This is a genomic window from Dyadobacter bucti (genome assembly GCF_005869225.1).
GTDB lineage: Bacteria > Bacteroidota > Bacteroidia > Cytophagales > Spirosomataceae > Dyadobacter > Dyadobacter bucti.
Genome location: NZ_SWFP01000010.1, coordinates 140,646 through 158,856, shown reverse-complemented (window position 1 = coordinate 158,856; position 18,211 = coordinate 140,646). Strand labels below are relative to the sequence as shown.

Annotated in this window: 10 protein-coding genes; all 10 read left to right on the top strand. The window is 49.1% G+C overall.

Annotated elements, in window-relative coordinates; translation table 11 throughout:
- Positions 1-25 precede the first annotated feature (25 nt).
- The 10 genes from FBF61_RS28015 (at position 26) to FBF61_RS27970 (ending at position 18,162) form a co-directional block, all read left to right on the top strand.
- Positions 26-3,043, top strand: a complete 3,018-nt coding sequence (locus FBF61_RS28015) for a SusC/RagA family TonB-linked outer membrane protein (RefSeq protein ID WP_138483709.1) — start codon at positions 26-28, stop codon at positions 3,041-3,043.
- Positions 3,044-3,067: 24 nt separating this feature from the next.
- A complete protein-coding gene (locus FBF61_RS28010; protein WP_138483707.1) occupies positions 3,068-4,564 on the top strand; it encodes a RagB/SusD family nutrient uptake outer membrane protein in 1,497 nt (498 codons plus the stop codon).
- A complete protein-coding gene (locus FBF61_RS28005) occupies positions 4,555-5,718 on the top strand; it encodes a hypothetical protein (protein ID WP_205748323.1) in 1,164 nt (387 codons plus the stop codon). The genes FBF61_RS28010 and FBF61_RS28005 overlap by 10 nt, the downstream gene beginning before the upstream one ends.
- Positions 5,719-5,729: 11 nt before the next feature.
- Entirely contained in the window at positions 5,730-7,532 is a 1,803-nt protein-coding gene (locus FBF61_RS28000; protein WP_138483705.1) for an FAD-dependent oxidoreductase, read from the top strand.
- A gap of 16 nt (positions 7,533-7,548) precedes the next feature.
- Complete coding sequence (locus FBF61_RS27995; RefSeq protein WP_138483703.1) at positions 7,549-8,565, top strand: FAD:protein FMN transferase; 1,017 nt, start codon at positions 7,549-7,551, stop codon at positions 8,563-8,565.
- Positions 8,566-8,572: 7 nt separating this feature from the next.
- Positions 8,573-9,538, top strand: coding sequence for a hypothetical protein (locus tag FBF61_RS27990; protein WP_138483701.1), 966 nt, complete (start codon positions 8,573-8,575; stop codon positions 9,536-9,538).
- 5 nt (positions 9,539-9,543) lie between these two features.
- Positions 9,544-11,442, top strand: coding sequence for an FAD-dependent oxidoreductase (locus tag FBF61_RS27985; protein ID WP_138483698.1), 1,899 nt, complete (start codon positions 9,544-9,546; stop codon positions 11,440-11,442).
- Between the two features lie 264 nt (positions 11,443-11,706).
- Entirely contained in the window at positions 11,707-14,292 is a 2,586-nt protein-coding gene (locus FBF61_RS27980; protein ID WP_374756635.1) for a glycerophosphoryl diester phosphodiesterase, read from the top strand.
- A 37-nt stretch (positions 14,293-14,329) separates the two neighbouring features.
- A complete protein-coding gene (locus FBF61_RS27975) occupies positions 14,330-16,033 on the top strand; it encodes a sodium:solute symporter family protein (RefSeq protein WP_138483696.1) in 1,704 nt (567 codons plus the stop codon).
- A 107-nt stretch (positions 16,034-16,140) separates the two neighbouring features.
- Complete coding sequence (locus tag FBF61_RS27970; RefSeq protein ID WP_138483694.1) at positions 16,141-18,162, top strand: glycoside hydrolase family 2 protein; 2,022 nt, start codon at positions 16,141-16,143, stop codon at positions 18,160-18,162.
- Positions 18,163-18,211: the final 49 nt, after the last annotated feature.

Sequence of the window (18,211 nt, the reverse complement as noted above, 5' to 3'; positions counted from 1 at the left end):
ATCACACCTTTAAACTCTTCCTGATATGCTAAAAAAAATACTCTGTCTGTTTTTGCTGGTGTTCCTTGGCTGCGGTATAAGCCAGCGAACCCTCGCACAGTCTCCTACCGTCACCGGAAAGGTTACGGATGAAAAAGGCGAGGGAATTCCCGGCGCAAGCGTTACCGTAAAAGGTACGCAGCAAGGTACGCTCACAACCGTAGAAGGTACTTATTCCTTAGAGGCGGCCGGGAACGCTACGCTCGTATTCTCTTTTGTCGGCTACCTGAAAGAAGAGATCGCTGTTAACAATCGCTCGGTAATTGACATCACGCTTAAAACTGACACAAAAGCGCTGGAAGAAGTGGTAGTAGTGGGTTATGGAACCCAGCGCAAAGTCGAAACCACAGGTTCTATCGCGTCGGTAAAAGCCGCAGACCTTGTACAGACACCCGTCGCTAATATCGCTCAGGGCTTGCAGGCACGGGTTGCGGGTGTGCAGATCAATCAGAACTCCGGCTCTCCGGGTGGTAACGTCAGTGTCAGGATCCGGGGCACCAACTCCATCAACGGTTCATCAGAGCCGCTTTACGTGGTGGATGGGATACAGATTTCCAATGGAGGAGGCATTACCGACGTAAGCCCATTGTCGACTATCAATCCCAATGATATTGAATCCGTAGAGGTATTGAAAGATGCGTCGGCCTCGGCGATATATGGCGCGCGCGCTGCAAACGGCGTCGTTTTGATCACCACCAAAAGAGGAAAAAGCGGTGCGACCCGGGTGACTTTCGACAGTTACTACGGGACACAAAAGGCAAATAAAATGCTTGACGTTCTGAACGCTTCCGAATTCGCCCAACTGGAAAACGAAGTTTTCAAAAACAATAATTACCCCGATCCGGCATCATTGGGCGAAGGTGTCAACTGGCAGAAAATGATCTTCCGCGAAGCGCCGATCCAGAACCACCAGCTTTCGGTCAACGGTGGAAACGACAAAACCCAGGTAGCACTTTCCCTCAATTACTTTGATCAGAAGGGGATCATCATGAGCTCCGGCTTCAAACGCTATTCCTATCGCCTTAATCTGGATCACCGGATCAGTAAAATATTTAAAGTAGGGACGAGCATCCTCGGCAGTTATTCTGTCAATGATGGTGTGACCACAGGAATTGAAAACACCGACAGTTCCATCAATTCAATACTGGGGGCTGCACTGGGTGCTCCTCCTACATTACAGCCCTACCGTCCCGACGGCACCCTTTTCCCCTTTGGCGAGCAGGGGGCTGGTCAATACAGAGAAGTGAAAAACCCGCTTGAATTTGCCTCCGTTTTGCAGGAAAGAACCATTAAACGCTCACTGATCAACCTCTACGGGGAAGCAAATATCCTGAAAGGCCTCACCTACCGCGCCTCTTTCAATGTCGACCAGAAAGGAGAGCTTTACAACTATTACTCTCCGCGCTCCATCATCAACAGGGCCGACCTGAACGACAATTCCGGCAGCGGAAGCAAAATCAACGGCAATGCGCTGGCGCTGCTGCACGAAAGTATCCTTACCTACAGTACCAACATCGGCAAAAACCATACGTTCAAGGCAACGGGTGTGTTCGGTACGCAGATCGAGCTTGCAAACTCCAATGAGATCAGTGCGACCGGTTTTCCAAATGACGCTACCCAAAACGAGGCACTTCAGCTCGCCCTCACCAGGACCGTTAAAAGCAATCGTACCAGCCAGCGGCTCGATTCCTATATGGGACGCATCAATTACGGCTTTAAGGACAAGTTTTTCCTTGACCTTACTGCCCGTGTGGACGGTTTCAGCAATTTCGGGGCTAATAACAAATACGGCGTTTTCCCGGCAGTATCGGCCGCCTATCGTATCATTGAAGAGGATTTTGCCAAAAATATTTCCTGGCTTTCCGACCTTAAACTCCGCGGAAGCTATGGTTTAACAGGAAATGCAGCGGGCATATCGCCCTACCAGTCGCTCGCTACGGTTTCCGCTTCGGGTAAAGACTACATTTTTAACCACGCTTACCTCACAGGCATCAGCCCCACAGGTATTGCCAACCCTAACCTGCGCTGGGAACGTTCTATCCAGACCAACTTCGGACTAGACATCAGCCTGTTCGGCAACAGGCTCAGCATTATCGCCGATGCCTATCACAAAAAAACGCTCGATCTGTTGTTTGTCAAAACATTGCCGCTCAGTTCAGGTTATGCGGATATGACCGGGAACTACGCGTCCCTGCTCAACAAGGGGCTTGAACTTGCCACCAACGCGAGGATCCTTAATGGTGCATTCAAGTGGGACGTATCGGCCAACGTTACGATCAACCGGAACAAGGTACTGAGCCTGGATGAAGGTGTGACCAATGAAAAATTCATCACTACTTATACCATTCTCAAAGTCGGCGAGCCTTTGGGGTTGTTCAAATCCTATGTTTTTGACGGTGTTAACCAAACCGGCGATGCAATCCTGCCGGGTTACGACGGACGTATCGGCGGGCACAAGCTGAAAGACGTAACCGGCGACAACCAGATATCCGCTGCCGATCAAATGATCGTTGGTAACCCAAACCCTAAATTCATCTACGGTTTTTCTACCAATCTTTCCTTTAAGGGATTTGACTTCGGTGCATTTTTCTCCGGCTCGCAGGGCAATGATATCTATAACGCAAGCCGCCTGTCGTTCGAAAACCCGTTGGGTCAGCGCAACCTCATGAAAGGTGTCGCCAACCGCTGGTCACCTACTAATCCAAGCAACCAGTATGTAAGCGGGTACCAGGGAGGAAGGCTGCCGATCTCAGACTATGTGGTAGAAGACGGTTCATATCTCCGCTGCAAAAACCTGACACTGGGCTACACTATCCCAAGTTTTGGTCCGATTCACGGAATACGTTTGTACGTGAGCACCAACAACCTGTTCACCATCACCAAATACAGCGGCTACGATCCGGAAGTGAATACATACGCCGGTTCCAATACCGTCATTGGCGTGGATAATCTGGTGTACCCACAGGCAAAATCATTCTTAGGAGGTATACAAGTCACTTTCTAAACCAAACCGAAACTCATCATTGAAATGAAAACAATATTTAAAAGAACAACCTGCCTGTCGGGGATGATCGCGGCATCAATGCTGCTCGGCTCCTGCGAACTGGATGAAACAATTTACTCTTCCATTTATACCGAAGCATTTTATAAAACTGCCGCGGACGCAGAAAAAGGCCTGATCGGCGCTTATGGTGCACTGAAAAGCCTTGGAGCCGCTCCCGCGCTTACGCTCGTCGCCGATTTCAGCGATGACCTTACCTATCCGCGTGGCGTGGTGGGCCGCAATACGCTGACGCTGTTTACCTATGACGTCAATTATACCACCCAGAAAAGCAATGCGCGGGTCAACGAATCGCCTCAGCATATCTGGGCTGCTTCATACAATGGCATCGAAAACGCAAACTGGGTGATCGCCAAAGTTCCCGACGCGTCGATGGACGAGACAAGAAAAAAACAGATCATCGGGGAAGCTTATTTTCTACGCGCTTTCTACCACTGGTTTTTAACCAAAAACTTTGGTGATATCGTCATCAAAATTACGCCCAGCTATACCGAAGCAGAAGCTATTACGGCAAAAAGCCCGAAAGCGGATGTCTATAAGCAAATTTACAGCGACCTCGATCAGGCACTGGCTGCGGGTCTGTTATCCTATCCGGCAGTCGACAAAGGTCGCCCGTCGAAAGAAGTTGTGAATGCATTGTATGCCAAAGCGGCCCTTTACAATGAAGACTATGCCAAAGCGCTTGAAAAGGCCAAAGAGGTGATCAACTCCAACAAGTATGCATTGATGGCGGAGGTTAAGGATGTGTACCGGTACGATATGGAAGATGCCGCCAGAATCGAGAACATGTGGGCTTATGAAGTGGACCCGATCTCCCCGGGAAACAGCCACCAGCTGGTAGGCCTCTGCGGCCCTCCGGGAAGTGCAGCTCCCGCTTATGCCAAAACTTCCTACGGTTCGATGTTCGCTTACCAAGCATTCTTCGACTCCTTTGACCCGAAAGACAAACGCAGGACTTTGCTGGACACCAATTACATTGATAAAAACGGAAAGGTAATCGCGCAAAAAAATATTACCCCCATAACCCCTCAGGGTGTTTTGATCAAAAAATACCAGGACCCGGTTTCTACCATCGGTTTCATTCCGAACATACCCATTTTCAGATTGCCGGATATGTATCTCATCGCAGCCGAAGCTGAGGCCCGCCTGAACGGGGCCACTGCTATTGCATACGGTTTTATCAATCCTGTCAGAAAACGGGCTGGACTTGCTGACCTGCCGATCGGCCTGACAAAGGATGCATTCATTGATGCAGTTTTACAGGAAAGAGCATGGGAGTTCTTTGCGGAGGGTGATCGCTGGTACGACCTTTCCCGGACAGGCAAATTCCTGACGGTGATCCCGAAAGCGGTGAACAGCGTGTACCCGGTCAGGAACGTACAGCCCAAAAACAAATACTTCCCGATTCCGCAGGACGAAATCAATGCCAATCCAAAATTGGAACAAAATCCTGAATGGAAATAAGTAAACCTGATATGATGGGCACGCTGCTTCAAACCATTTTTTTTGTCCTGATCACCTTTTCCCCGGCATTTTGCATTCCGGGGAAAGGTGCGTCAGGTATTTTGGAAAACGGAAAAATGCCGCCCGGGAAGATCAGGGAATTTCGCATCACTGAAAATGACACGCTGACCTACACCCTGAAACTGGCGCTCGACAAAAGTGGCAGACCGCTCTATTTTTTCAGGAATATTTTCACGCCGGTCTGTTATACCAATGAATGCAAACCGGTTTACATCAATTTTTACTGGGACCTGCTGGGCAACTACACCCACTACGACCTGCCTCCCGGCAAGATCCTCACAAAGGTTGATCATGACGAATTCAAGCAAGAGGATTATGAAAAACTGCAGGAAATTATTGTGAAACCCGCCTCCATTTTCGCCGATCTGAAAATGGAAGACCTCATCACTTCCGGGACTGATAACCTGTCGGATTCGGTAGATGCCAAAACGGGCGCAACGCTGAAAACGATCAAAAATGAGGTCATCGACGGGGCCGTTTACACCTGTTTCACATTGTGGCACATCGCACATGGTAAGGTGGTACCCGAAATGCAGAAAATAACGGAAGGCTATAACAACGATGCTATGCTGCATACTTTCCTGAACAGCTCCAACCACCATTACCAGTACTGGGCGATGGACCGGGTGATCAGCATCGAAGGCAAAGCGCGCAAAGCCTATCTCGACGATATTTTGAAGCTGATCAGGCGCGATAATGTGTTTACAGCCAAATATGCATTGCAAAAACTGGCAGGTAAGCATTTCGCAGATGAGCAGATGCAGGAGTGGCTGTGGGAAACATACCAAAAGTCTAACTACACTCTGCAGATGGCGATTTTAAAAAAAATGAAAGAGATGCCGGTCGGAGGCAAACTCGCTTCCAGCCTCACCTCGAACCTATTGAAATCCAACCACGAGCAATTCACAAACATGCTTTCCATTCTCAAAGCACAGCCGCAATTGCCGGAACCTGTATTAAATCAGCTATCGGCCAGGCTGCTGGAAGCGGAAACTGACGATGCCGGTGAAATTTACAGGGTACTGGAACAATTCACTCCCCGGGATAAAGAGACACTTACCAGAATACAACAATATAAAACGAGCGTTAACTAAAAAGAAAAAATATGAAAACCACCCTCAGGATTCTTCTGCTATGCTTGCTGGCATTACAGGTTTCGGCACAGGAGCATGTATTTGTGGAAACCGAATCGTTCGCGGACAAAGGCGGATGGGTCATCGACCAGCAGTCGTTCAGTGTCATGCACTCGTCGTACCTGATGGCGCACGGCATGGGCAGACCTGTAAAAGATGCTGCCACGACTGTGAATTTCCCAAAAAAAGGCAAATACAATATCTGGGTAAGGACCAAAGACTGGGCCCCTTTTCCAAAAGGCCCGGGAAAATTTCAGCTGGTTATCGACGGCCAGGCAGTCAATAAAGTCTTCGGAGAAAGCGGCTCGGACGAATGGAAATGGTACCCGGCCGGAGAAATTGATATCAAAAACGATCAGGTAAAACTCGCGCTGAAAGACCTTACCGGCTTCAACGGCCGATGTGATGCCATCCTTTTTACAAATGCATCCAAATTCACTCCACCCAACAAAGAGGAGGAACTGCTTGCTTTCAGAAGAAAACAGCTGAACCTGACCAGCAAACCAGCCGAAGCCGGACATTTTGATCTGGTAGTAGTAGGTGGTGGCATCGCCGGTACTTGTGCGGCTATTTCGGCTTCCCGCATGGGCCTCAAAGTGGCGCTCATACAAGACAGGCCGGTTTTGGGAGGCAATAACAGCTCCGAAATCCGCGTGCATTTGATGGGTGATGTCGACAAAAACCATTACCCGAAACTGGGCAGGATTGTTCGTGAAATGGATAATGGCGATCCCGGCAACGGTAATCCGGATGCCAGGGAATATGGCGATGCAAGAAAAATCGCGATTGTGAAAGATGAAAAAAATATCAGCCTTTTCCTCAACACCCACGTAGATCAGGTCGAAAAGGAACAGGACATTATCGTGGCGGTAACCGGCCGCAACATTGCTACCAACCAGGAATACCGGTTCTCGGGATCGTTTTTCGCTGATTGTACCGGCGACGGGACACTGGGTTTTCTGGCCGGGGCCGATTTCAGGATGGGCCGCGAAAGCAAAGCCGAAACAGGGGAATCGCTGGCGTCCGAAAAGGCTGATGATTTTACGCTCGGCACTTCCAATTTATGGGCTTCTCTGGAAAAAGATTCTGTTTCTTCCTTCCCCGCCACTCCCTGGGCATTGCAGTTTTCGGACGAATACCATATCGACAAAGGAAAGGCGGATTGGGAATGGGAAACCGGCTTCGGGAATTTCAATACCATTTATGAGGCCGAAAAGATCCGTGACCATAATCTGAGGGCGATTTATGGAAACTGGTCTTACCTGAAAAACAACAAAGCAGCCAAATATGCAAAGAGCGAACTGGCCTGGGTAGCCTACATCGGAGGGAAACGCGAGTCACGCAGGTTGCTCGGCGACCATATCCTGAACCAAATGGACATTCAGGAAGGGAAATTTTACCCTGACGGCGCAGTTACCGCCACCTGGACAATCGACCTGCATTTCCCCGATCCAAAAAACAGCAAATATTTTGAAGGACAGGAATTCTTTGCAGGTACCAAACATATCAAAGTCGCCCCGTACACCATCCCCTACCGCTGCCTGTACTCCCGCAACATTGAGAACCTGTTTATGGCCGGAAGAAATATCAGCACAACCCACGTTGCATTCGGCAGCACACGCGTCATGCGGACTTGCGGAATGATGGGCGAAGTGGTGGGATTTGCGTCTTATCTGACAAAAAAACACAAAACCAGTCCGAGAGGGGTTTACCAGGATCATTTGGACGAATTGGTTACTATATTGAAAGGCGAAACGCTGGCACCCCAGCCCTAACCCTTACAAAAATTCAATGCGAAATACTGCGCTTCTTTTGATCATCACAACCATTTGGCTATCTGCCTCTTTCAAGAAACTGGCAGCCCAGGGCACCCCGTTAATCTCCATCCACGGCGAGACGCAGGGTACCACGTACAGTATCAAATATTATGACGATCAGAAGCGTGATTTCAAAAAGGATGTGGATTCGATTTTCAGGGATTTTGATCGTTGCCTGTCTACTTACCGGCCTGATTCCGAGATTTCGACATTCAATAAATCCCATGCTGTACGATTTCACGGGCCTTATTTTTACCCGGTACTGCAAAAATCAAAAGAGATTTTTCTGGCTACAAACGGCGCTTTTGACCCTACTGTGATGCCGCTGGTGGAAGCGTACGGTTTTGGGCCGAAAAAGAACCTGAACCCCGGGTTAGCCCGTATCGATTCGCTTTTGAAACTCGTCGGTTTTGAGCAGGTCAGTTTCGATTCTACGATGGTAAGTAAAAGCAGGGAGCATGTCAGACTGGATTTCAATGGCATTGCCCAAGGTTACTCGGTGGATGTGATCGGAGCTTTTTTGTCGGGTAAGGGTATAACAAGATTTATGGTGGAGATCGGCGGGGAAATCCTTTGCAAAGGCTATAAAGATGAGGGCAAACCCTGGGTAACCGGTATTGAAAACCCGCTCCTGCCCGGTACGCTTTACAGTACCGTCCGGCTCACTGACCGGGCTATGACTACGGCAGGAAATTACAGGAACCATTTTGAAAAGAACGGCCAGATTTTCAACCACATTATCAATCCCAAAACCGGATCGATGGAACAGAGTTCGATGCTGAGCGTCACCGTTTTTGCCAATGACGCGATCACCGCTGACGGATATGACACAGCTTTTTTTGTAATGGGACTGGAAGAAACGAAGCGTTTTCTCGAAAAACGAAAAGACATGGATGTGTACATCATTTATTCGGATACTTCCGGGAAACTGCGCACTTACGCCACCGATGGAATCAAGAATATGATCACCGAAACGGCAGCGAAAAATTGATAAGTGAATGAAAAAACAGACTATGACCGGACCTTTGATTTTTATCCTGCTATCGGGTGCGGTGATCTGTTTTTGCTCTTTTCTGAACCGGCAGGAAAGAAGGGAATTGGCCTTTGAAACAACCATTAAAGACAGTATTCCGGTACAGATTGATCTGATTTATGACAAAAACAATTTGCCGGACAGCTATTACAGCCGGATCAAAACACCGGTTTGTGAGGATACGCTATGCTACCTGGTAACGATCGATTTATATTGGGACCTGCTGGGAAATTTTAAAGATTACAAAACACCCAGAAAAAACCCGCTCACCAAATTTGATCACATCAGATTTACCAAAAACGATCATGCAAAACTGAAATCCATCCTGGGCAATACCGAATCGTCCCTACGTGACCATGCCGTAGAAACGCTGCTGGACCCAGATAGAAAAAAACAGTCAGCGGTTGTGGTCGATGCGGTATCCGGCGCGACGAATACGGCCATCAAAGACGAAGTCGTGGAAGGTGCGCTTTATAGTACTTACACCCTTTGGCATATTGTGAATGGCGACATTGCCAAAAAGATACAGGAACACGCCAAGCCGCTGATCGACGGGCAAATTCTAAAAAAAATGCTGGCATCGGACAATGCCCACTACCAGTATTATGCTTTGAACCAGATCGCCGATCAGGATTTTGATCAATATGCAGCGCTGGTGATACGGCTGGTTTCGGAAGGCGGTTCTTATGTGCCCTATTTTGCAATTGAAAAAATCCCTGCGCGGATATGGGCGTCGGAAGCGTATCAGCTCAATCTGGTAAAGCTGCTCGGAAAAGTAGAGTTCAAGATGCAGAACGAAATACTGAACAAATTAAAGGACACCCGGTTGACCCCGGCCGCAACGGATGCGCTGGTCGAGAACATGCCTAAATTGAATGAAAACCAGAAGCAGAAAGTACTTTCAAAGTTAAATGCAAATCCTAACCCTTAAAGAAAATGAAAACCCAGAGACGAGATTTTATCAGGTCGCTCAGTGCGGGCGCCGGCATGTTTTTCATGGACCCAATTACTATTTATGATCGGGAAGCGGAGCAAAAAGCATTCGAGATCAACAAAGACGTTTATAAAAAGAAAAAGCTCGAAACCGACTTCCTGATCGCAGGCGGAGGAATGTCGGGCGTATGTGCGGCTATTGCTGCTGCGCGGAACGGCAGTAAGGTCGTACTGATCCATAACCGCTCACGGCTGGGCGGCAATGCCAGCAGCGAAATCCGTATGCATATTTCCGGAGCGAGCGCGTTGCAGCAGGTGTGGCGGGAAACCGGGATACTCGAAGAATTGGTGCTGACCGAAGCCGTGGAAAACCCGCAGCGGTCGTACGAAATGTGGGATTTTGTGATCTATAACAAGGTGATTTCGGAAGAGAACATTACCCTTTTGCTTGACACTACTTTTTATGACCTGGAAGTAGCGGGCGACGAGATCAAAACCATCACGGCGATCTGCTCACAAACCGAGGAATTGTTTGAAATCAAAGCCAAATTCTTTGCGGACTGCACCGGTGACGGAACTTTGGGGGCACGTGCCGGGGCGGATTTCATGCGCGGACGGGAGGCCACCAGCCAGTGGGGCGAATCTTTGGCAGTAGAGAAAGCGGATTTGAACACAATGGGTAACAGCCTGCTTTTCACATCCAGCAAACATGATAAAAAAATGCCCTACACGCCACCCTCCTGGGCGAGAAAATATACGACCAAGGATTTTGTACACCGGAAAATCACGCAGTGGGAATACGGCTACTGGTGGCTGGAACTGGGTGGACTGGAAGATATCGTGGGCGACGGGCAGAAGATCCGGCACGACCTGCTGGCGACGTTGTTCGGCGTGTGGGATTATATCAAAAATTCCGGCAACCATCCCGAGTCGGAAAACTGGGCATTGTCCTGGGTGGGCATGATCCCCGGAAAACGGGAAAGCAGACGGCTCACGGGTGACTATATCATGAAGCAAGATGATATCCAAAACCCGAAAATGTTCCCCGACCGCGTGGCGTACGGCGGCTGGCCGCTCGACGATCACCCACCAGAAGGAATGAACAGCACCGGAATCGCCCCGTTCCGGTCTATCAAACTGGCCGGCCCTTACTCTATTCCTTTCCGGTCGCTTTACAGTAAAAACATCAAAAACCTGCTGATGGCGGGCAGAAACGTGAGTGTTTCCCACGTAGCATTGTCATCGACCCGTGTGATGGCTACCTGTGCCGCCATGGGCCAGGCGATGGGCACCGCCGTGGCATACTGTAATAAAAACAACATTTTGCCCTCGACCCTTGGCAACCAGGAGCAACATATTTCCAAGCTGCAACAGTTATTGTTACGCCAGGACCAGTCGCTGCTCGGTGTGCAAAACCAGGACGATAAGGATCTGGCGAAAAGTGCAAAAACAACAGCCTCATCTTCCACCAAAGACGGCGCCGCGGCAAATGTGATCGATGGCATTAACCGGAACATCAAAGACGGTAAAACGCACCAATGGCAGGCCGAAATGAAAAACGGCGAGACCTGGATTGAACTGCAATGGGACAAACCAGCCCGGATGAACCAAATCCAGCTCAGTTTTGATACCGGCTTGAACCGTTTTCTGAGGATCTCTCCGGAAGACAGCGTGTACAAAAATCAGGTACGAGGGCCACAGACTGAAACAGTTTCCGATTACACGATCGAGATCAAAAGCAAAGGAAAACCGGCAAAAACGATCAAAATACAGAACAATTTCCTAAGACTGGCCCGTCACGATTTCGAAGCCACGGAAGCCGATTCAATCAGAATAACCATTCAAAAAACCCACGGCGACCCCCTGGCGAAAATCTTTGAAATAAGGTGCTATTTGGATTGAGGGAGAAAAGGGAAGATGGAGGAAAGGGAGGAATGGCAAAGGAAACATATCAGCAGAGCCCGCAGGGCCCAATCTCCAAGAGCCCATCGGGCTCAAATACCTGAGCCCCGCGGCATCGCCCGGGGCGGACGAGAGGGAATGTAAATGGGAGAAAGGGAAAAATAAAAAAAAGACAGAGCCCAACGGGCTCAGATACCTCTGCCCGGGGCATCGCCCTGAGGGCGGAAGAAAGGGAATATAAATGGGAGAGGAAAACAATTAATTATGAATCACATGAAATCAATCCTGACCCTGATATGCTGGGCAATGTGCCTGGGTTTTGTTATGGCGCAAAAGAAATTGCCGGAAAGCCTCAGAAACGACCATATCCAAATCTTTTGGAATAATGAAAAAGATGGGTGGCATATCAGTAAATTATTGGTTAAAAAAGAAGGAAAATGGGTAGAAGCCATGGTTCCGTCAGGAGAATACACCTTGCTCTATTCCGAAACAAAGCCTTCCGCCGAACCCAAAGAGACCTTTGAAAAGATCACAGGCGGAAAATTCCCTGAGGAGAATTACCATTACCAGGAGCTGCAATGGAAAGAAAGCACTACCGACGTGGCATTGAACAAAGCCGGAAAAGCAATTCATTTTTTTCCCGAAAACATAAAACCGACGAAAGACGGAATTGAATTCAGGAAAGAAACCGAAGAGGCTACGATCATTGCAAACTGGCAGCTGGATCCGACGTTTTCGGGCGATGTAAAAGTGACGATGAAACTCCTTCCCAAAAAGAAAGGCTACTTCTCTCTGGCTACTCCTACCCTCGGTACGGCAAGCCGGGAAAAACTGGCCTGGGCGTCGGTTCCGGGTTATTTTCAGGGAAATCTCGTTCAGGAAAATTTTGCGCTTGCATTGGCCTACGGGCATGGAATTCCGGCCCGTCCTGTTGTGTACCGCGAACGTTGCGCAACCACGCTCAGCCCGCTGGTGAGCACAAAAAATGGCATTACTTTATCTGTAATACCCAATCCCGGCCTTGCACGCGATCCTTGGGCAAAGGACAAAATAACCCAGATCGACTGGCATATCGGCCTGTCCCACATGAACCGCCGGGCGCAGTTCTCTCCCACCCTTTATTACCCGGTTTTGGGTGAAGAAAAATCCCTGCGGGAGCCTGGTGAGGAGATCAGCTATGGTTTCCGGTATAGTCTGGTTGCCGGAGACTGGTTTGGAGCGGTGAAACATGCGGCTTATGATATCTACAAATTCAAGGAAACGCTGGCATTGCGGCAGAGCAAACAGTCGCTCACCGACCGTATCGAAAAAATGCACCATTACCTGACCGACCCAAAAACTTCGCTCTGGAACATTGAAGAATTCAAAGGCAGAAAGATCGGGGCGCAGTCATATCTCGGTGGCGTTGTTGGTTCCAATAAGGATGCAATGAAAAACTCCGATTACGGCGCGATGTGGATGTTATCCCACGCAACCGCTGATCCGGAGCTTGCTGAGAAAGTTCTTCCACCGGCACTGAATTTCAAGCTTGTACAGCAACAGACGGAAGACGGATTTTTCAAGGGCGCAGTCGAGGGCCAGTATTATCTTGCCAAAAGCAAAAAATTTGTGGAGGAATGGGGCGAGGTCGTTGAGCCTATCGCACTGTCCTACTATGTGATGCTGGATATTGGCAATATGCTTTTATTTGAGCCGGATAATAACGAATTGAAAGAACGCCTCAGGTTTGGGGCTGAAAAATTGCTGAGCTGGCAAAAGCCGGACGGAAGCTGGGCGGTAGCCTACGATCGTAAGACCGAAAAGGAGATTTTTCAGGATATCAAAGACGTACGCCCCACATTTTATGGCCTGATCGTAGCATACCGTATTTTAAAAGACGAAAAATACCTGAAAGCTGCTCAAAAGGGAGCCGACTGGCTGATCAAAAATTCTGTCGAAACCGGTGCTTTTCTGGGTGTATGTGGCGATGCCCGCTATGCTCCCGACTTTGCTACCGGCCAATCAGCTCAGGCATTTCTGGATTTATATGATTTTACAAAAGACAAGCGCTACCAGAATGCGGCAATCACCTGCGCCAAAATCTATACGGCATCGGTTTACACGCATCCTATCGCAAGTCGCGAAATAAAGGATGTTAATGGTGTAAAAAGGGAAGACTGGGAAATCAGTCAGACAGGCCTGAGTTTCGAACATGGCAGCACCTTCGGCTCGGCAACCCGTCACGGACCTATTCAGCTGGCTAGTCACGCGGGTATGTTCATCCGTATGTACCAACTGACGGGGGAAGAGATTTTTGCCGATATGGCGCGCTCTGCCGCTATTGGCCGGGATGCTTTTGTCGACAGCAAAACCAGCGTCGCGTCTTACTACTGGAACGCCATGAACAAAGGTGCAGGGCCTTATCCGCACCATGCATGGTGGCAGATTGGCTGGCTCACCGATTTCCTGCTATCGGAAACCGAACTACGCTCAAAAGGACAGATTATTTCCCCAAGAGGGTTTGTAACCCCGAAAGTGGGCCCGCATCAGACGTATGGTTTTGAGCCGGGGACTGTTTATGGAAACAAAGCGAAACTGGTCATCAAAGAGGGCCTGGCCATGCCCGGCAAACCGGCTATAGACTGCATCACTTTTCAGTCCTCTTCCAAAAACAGCATTTACATTGCAGTTCTCAACAACAGCGCTCTCCCGACCACTTTTGATTTAAAATTGGACAAAGACAAAATCCAGCCAGGGAAAACATCGGAAATAAAAACCCTGCACTGGATGGAGACAAAAGAAAAAGCTAACCTGGAAAACATTACGATTCCGGCATTTGGAATAAAAACCCTGGAACTCCTATTCAATTAACAAGGCCGACAGCCATCCGCTGAAAGCCGACAGCCCTATGTCCAACAACATCGATACCATTGTCATTGCCGTTTTTTCCGCGTTTGTCCTTGCAATAGGTTTACTGTTTGCAAGAACAGGCCGGAACCTCAAATCTTTCTTTGCGGGGGGAGAGGCCGTTCCCTGGTTTATTGGCGGCCTTTCATTATTCATGAGCTTTTTTTCAGCGGGTACTTTTGTAGCCTGGGGCTCCATCGCTTACAAACATGGCTGGGTGGCGATTACCATCCAGTGGACGATGTGCATAGGCGCGTTGATCACTGGTTTGTACCTCGCCCCGCGCTGGAAAAGGACCGGCGCACTTACGGCGGCTGAATTTATACGTGAACGTCTCGGGTTGCCCGTGCAAAAGACCTATATTTTCATTTTTACCCTGGTTTCCGTTTTTATCAAAGGCTCTGTGTTATATCCGGTCGCCAGGCTGGTGAGCGCATCGCTGGACTTGCCGCTGGTGCCCTGTACCATCGGACTGGGCTTGTTTATGATTGCATATACCGCCGTAGGCGGGCTTTGGGCTGTGATGGTCACGGATATTCTGCAGTTCGTGGTGCTTTGTGCGGCAGTGTTTATTCTGCTTCCGCTTTCCTTTGATCGCGTGGGCGGGCTGGAAGGTTTCACCCAAAATGTTCCGGCAGATTTTTTCAACCTGCTGAACGGCGAATATACGATTGGTTTTGTGGCTGCCTTTGTCATTTACCACATTTGTTATATTGGCGGTAACTGGACGATGGTACAGCGTTATACCAGTGTCGACAGCCAAAAATCGGCCAGAAAAGTAGCGTTTCTTTTTGCGGGATTGTACCTCATCAGCCCGGTCATCTGGATGCTGCCTCCGATGATCTACAAGGCGATTAATCCTGCCTTGACCGGACTGGACACTGAAAATGCTTACCTGATGATCTGCAAGCTTGTCCTACCCCCGGGCCTGCTCGGACTGATGCTGACGGGTATGTATTTTTCAACCTCTGCCAGTGCCAATACCGCCCTGAATGTAGTCTCAGCAGTTTTTACCAATGATATCTATAAAGGTATGGTCAACCCGAAAGCGACCGACAAGCAGCTGATACGCGTGGCAAGAGGTTCATCGTGGTTTTTCGGACTGGGTATGATCGGGATCGCGCTCATGGTTCCTGCGGCTGGCGGGATCGTAGAGGTGGTACTGAGTATTTCCGCGATTTCCGGGGGACCGTTGCTTGCGCCGCCTTTGTGGGCATTGTTTTCCAAAAGGCTCGATAGCAAAACCACGCTCTGGGTCACAGGTATTGGGTTGTCGGTCAATTTGTTTTTCAAGATATTGGCTCCTTTGCTGCTGGATTTCAAGCTTTCAAGAGGGATGGAAACGATTGTCGGCGTTGGGCTTCCCTTATCCTTGTTGCTGATTTTCGAGCTTTGGGCCAGATCAAAAAATTATGTCGCGGCCGAATACATTTCCTATCTGGAAACCAGGGAACAGAAAAGAGTGGATGCCTTGCTGGACGTTAACCCGGAGGAAGCTGTCGAGATCAGGCGGCAAAATCGTTTCGGTCTGCAGGTTATCGCGGGAGCTTTGCTTTTTACTGCCGTGATGCTTTTCATATTGAGTTTCCTGGCATCATCGGGCGCTGGCATTACGGCAGGGATTGCGGCGGTCGTTTTGGTTTCAGCATTGATACCGTTTGTAGCATCGCGGAACGTTGGGGTAGAGACAGCCCAGACACATTAGCCTTACCCATATTGGGTACCTACGGCACCCTGGCTTGCTCGGGTATCGTTTGTTACAAAGGGGTTGTCCCGATGGGACAAAAAAAATAAATTTCTAACAGACAAATAATGAATCATTTAAAAAAAATAATATTCATATTTTCCCTGTCGCTGACATCGGCATTCGCACAATACCATATCCGAAACCCCGACGCCATTCCTTTGCATGGCGAATGGTCGTTTGCGCTGGATCCGGCCGAAACGGGTATTTCCGGAAAGTGGTATATGGACCAGATCCCGCAGGGCAACCGCATCGATAAAGTGACGGTCCCCCATTGTTTTTCGTCGGATCCCCGCTACCAGTTTTACGTGGGGACTGTATGGTACCGGAAAACTTTTGCCTGGAAGCCGTCAGCGGGAAAAAGGGTGATTCTTCACTTCGATGCCGCCTATTACAAAACGCATGTATGGCTGAATAATCAGAAAGTAGGCGAACATGAAGGCGGATATACACCTTTCAGTTTCGATATCACTGAACTTTTAAAGAATGGCGATAACCTGCTAGCAGTATCGGTCAACAATGATACCTGGAAAACCGGCACCATCCCCGGCGCAAAGGATACGGGTGAGATCAACGCGCCTTTCATGGGCTGGATGAATTACGGCGGTCTGGTCAGGCCGGTGTACCTGACCATTGAACCTGAGATATATGCCGAAAATATCAAAATAGAAGCTGTTCCCGATCTTGAAAAAGGTACAGCCGTGATCCGTACCAATGTGCGTGTCCGCAATACTACGAGCCAACCGGCTTCACCAAAAATCAGCTATTCCATTCTGTCTGACGGGAAGCCTGTTCCTGTTAAATGGAAAACCGGGTCTGGTCAGGTACCGGCGGGCCAGACTGCTTTCCTTGCCGCTGAAACGAGCCTGAACGCCGCGCAAGTCAAACTCTGGAACCTGGACGATCCCAACCTTTACCAGTTAAAAGCGATTGTCGGACAGGATACCATATCCGCCAACTTCGGTATCCGCAAGGTCGAAGTGAAAAACGCACAGCTCCTGCTGAACGGAAATGTTATGAAACTCGGGGGTGGAAACCGTGTCGTGGATTATCCTGGTCTGGGCTCCGTAGAACCCGACTGGCTGATTGAAAAGGATTTTCGTCTCATGAAAGAGGCAGGCATGGAATTTCAGCGGCTGACACATTATACGCCATCCGAATATTTTTACGACCTGGCCGATCGCCACGGCATGCTGATCATTACAGAGGCTGGAAACTGGCAGCTCACGCCTAACCAGATGGACAATGATTCGATGCGAAGAAAATTCAAATCGCAGTTTGTTGAAATGGCTGAAAGGGACTGGAACCATCCTTCTGTGATCGCTTACAGTGTCGGGAACGAATACCATTCTGACAAGCCTGCCGGCCAACGGTGGACCAAAGATATGATTGCTTTTGCACGCGAAGTCGACCCTACCCGATTGTACACCTTTGCGTCTATGATGCTCAACAAACTCCCCGCCAATCCGGAAGATGAAGCCAGCCAGTATGTAGATTTTGTCTGTACCAATACCTACGGAAATCATGCAAAATCACTGGACCATATCCACAAGCTATACCCCGACAAACCGATCCTGATGAGCGAATGGGGAACACGGGCCGATACCAAAGATGAGGTATTCCAGGAACAGCATATCAGTGACATCATGGCGGAAGTCAGAAAGCGGCCGTATGTGGCGGGAACGTCCTGGTGGACTTATAATGATTACCAGAGCCGGTACCATAATACCGCTGCGAATGGTTACCGTCCCTGGGGAATTGTCGGGCCTGACCGATCCCTAAGGCCTGCCTATCAGACACATCAGAAAGAACTGGCGGTAGTTACCATTGAAAAAACGGGCTTTACAACCGGAGACAATGGTACACACCTGTTAAAATTGAAAATACTTGTCCGCCCGGATTTTCCGTCCTACGCCGTTCGCGGTTATTTGTTAAAAACCGGCAATACCACCATGACAATCCCAAACCTGAACCCTGGCGAAAGCAAGGAGCTGACTGTCAGCATTGCAGGCTTCGATCAGTATGCAAAAGTGGGCGTTTACAAACCAACCGGTTTCCTGGTTACAGAAGAATTAATTGATTTAAAATAAAAGAGCGAAAGCGCTGGAAAGCGTATACACCGGATGTTATTAATTTCCT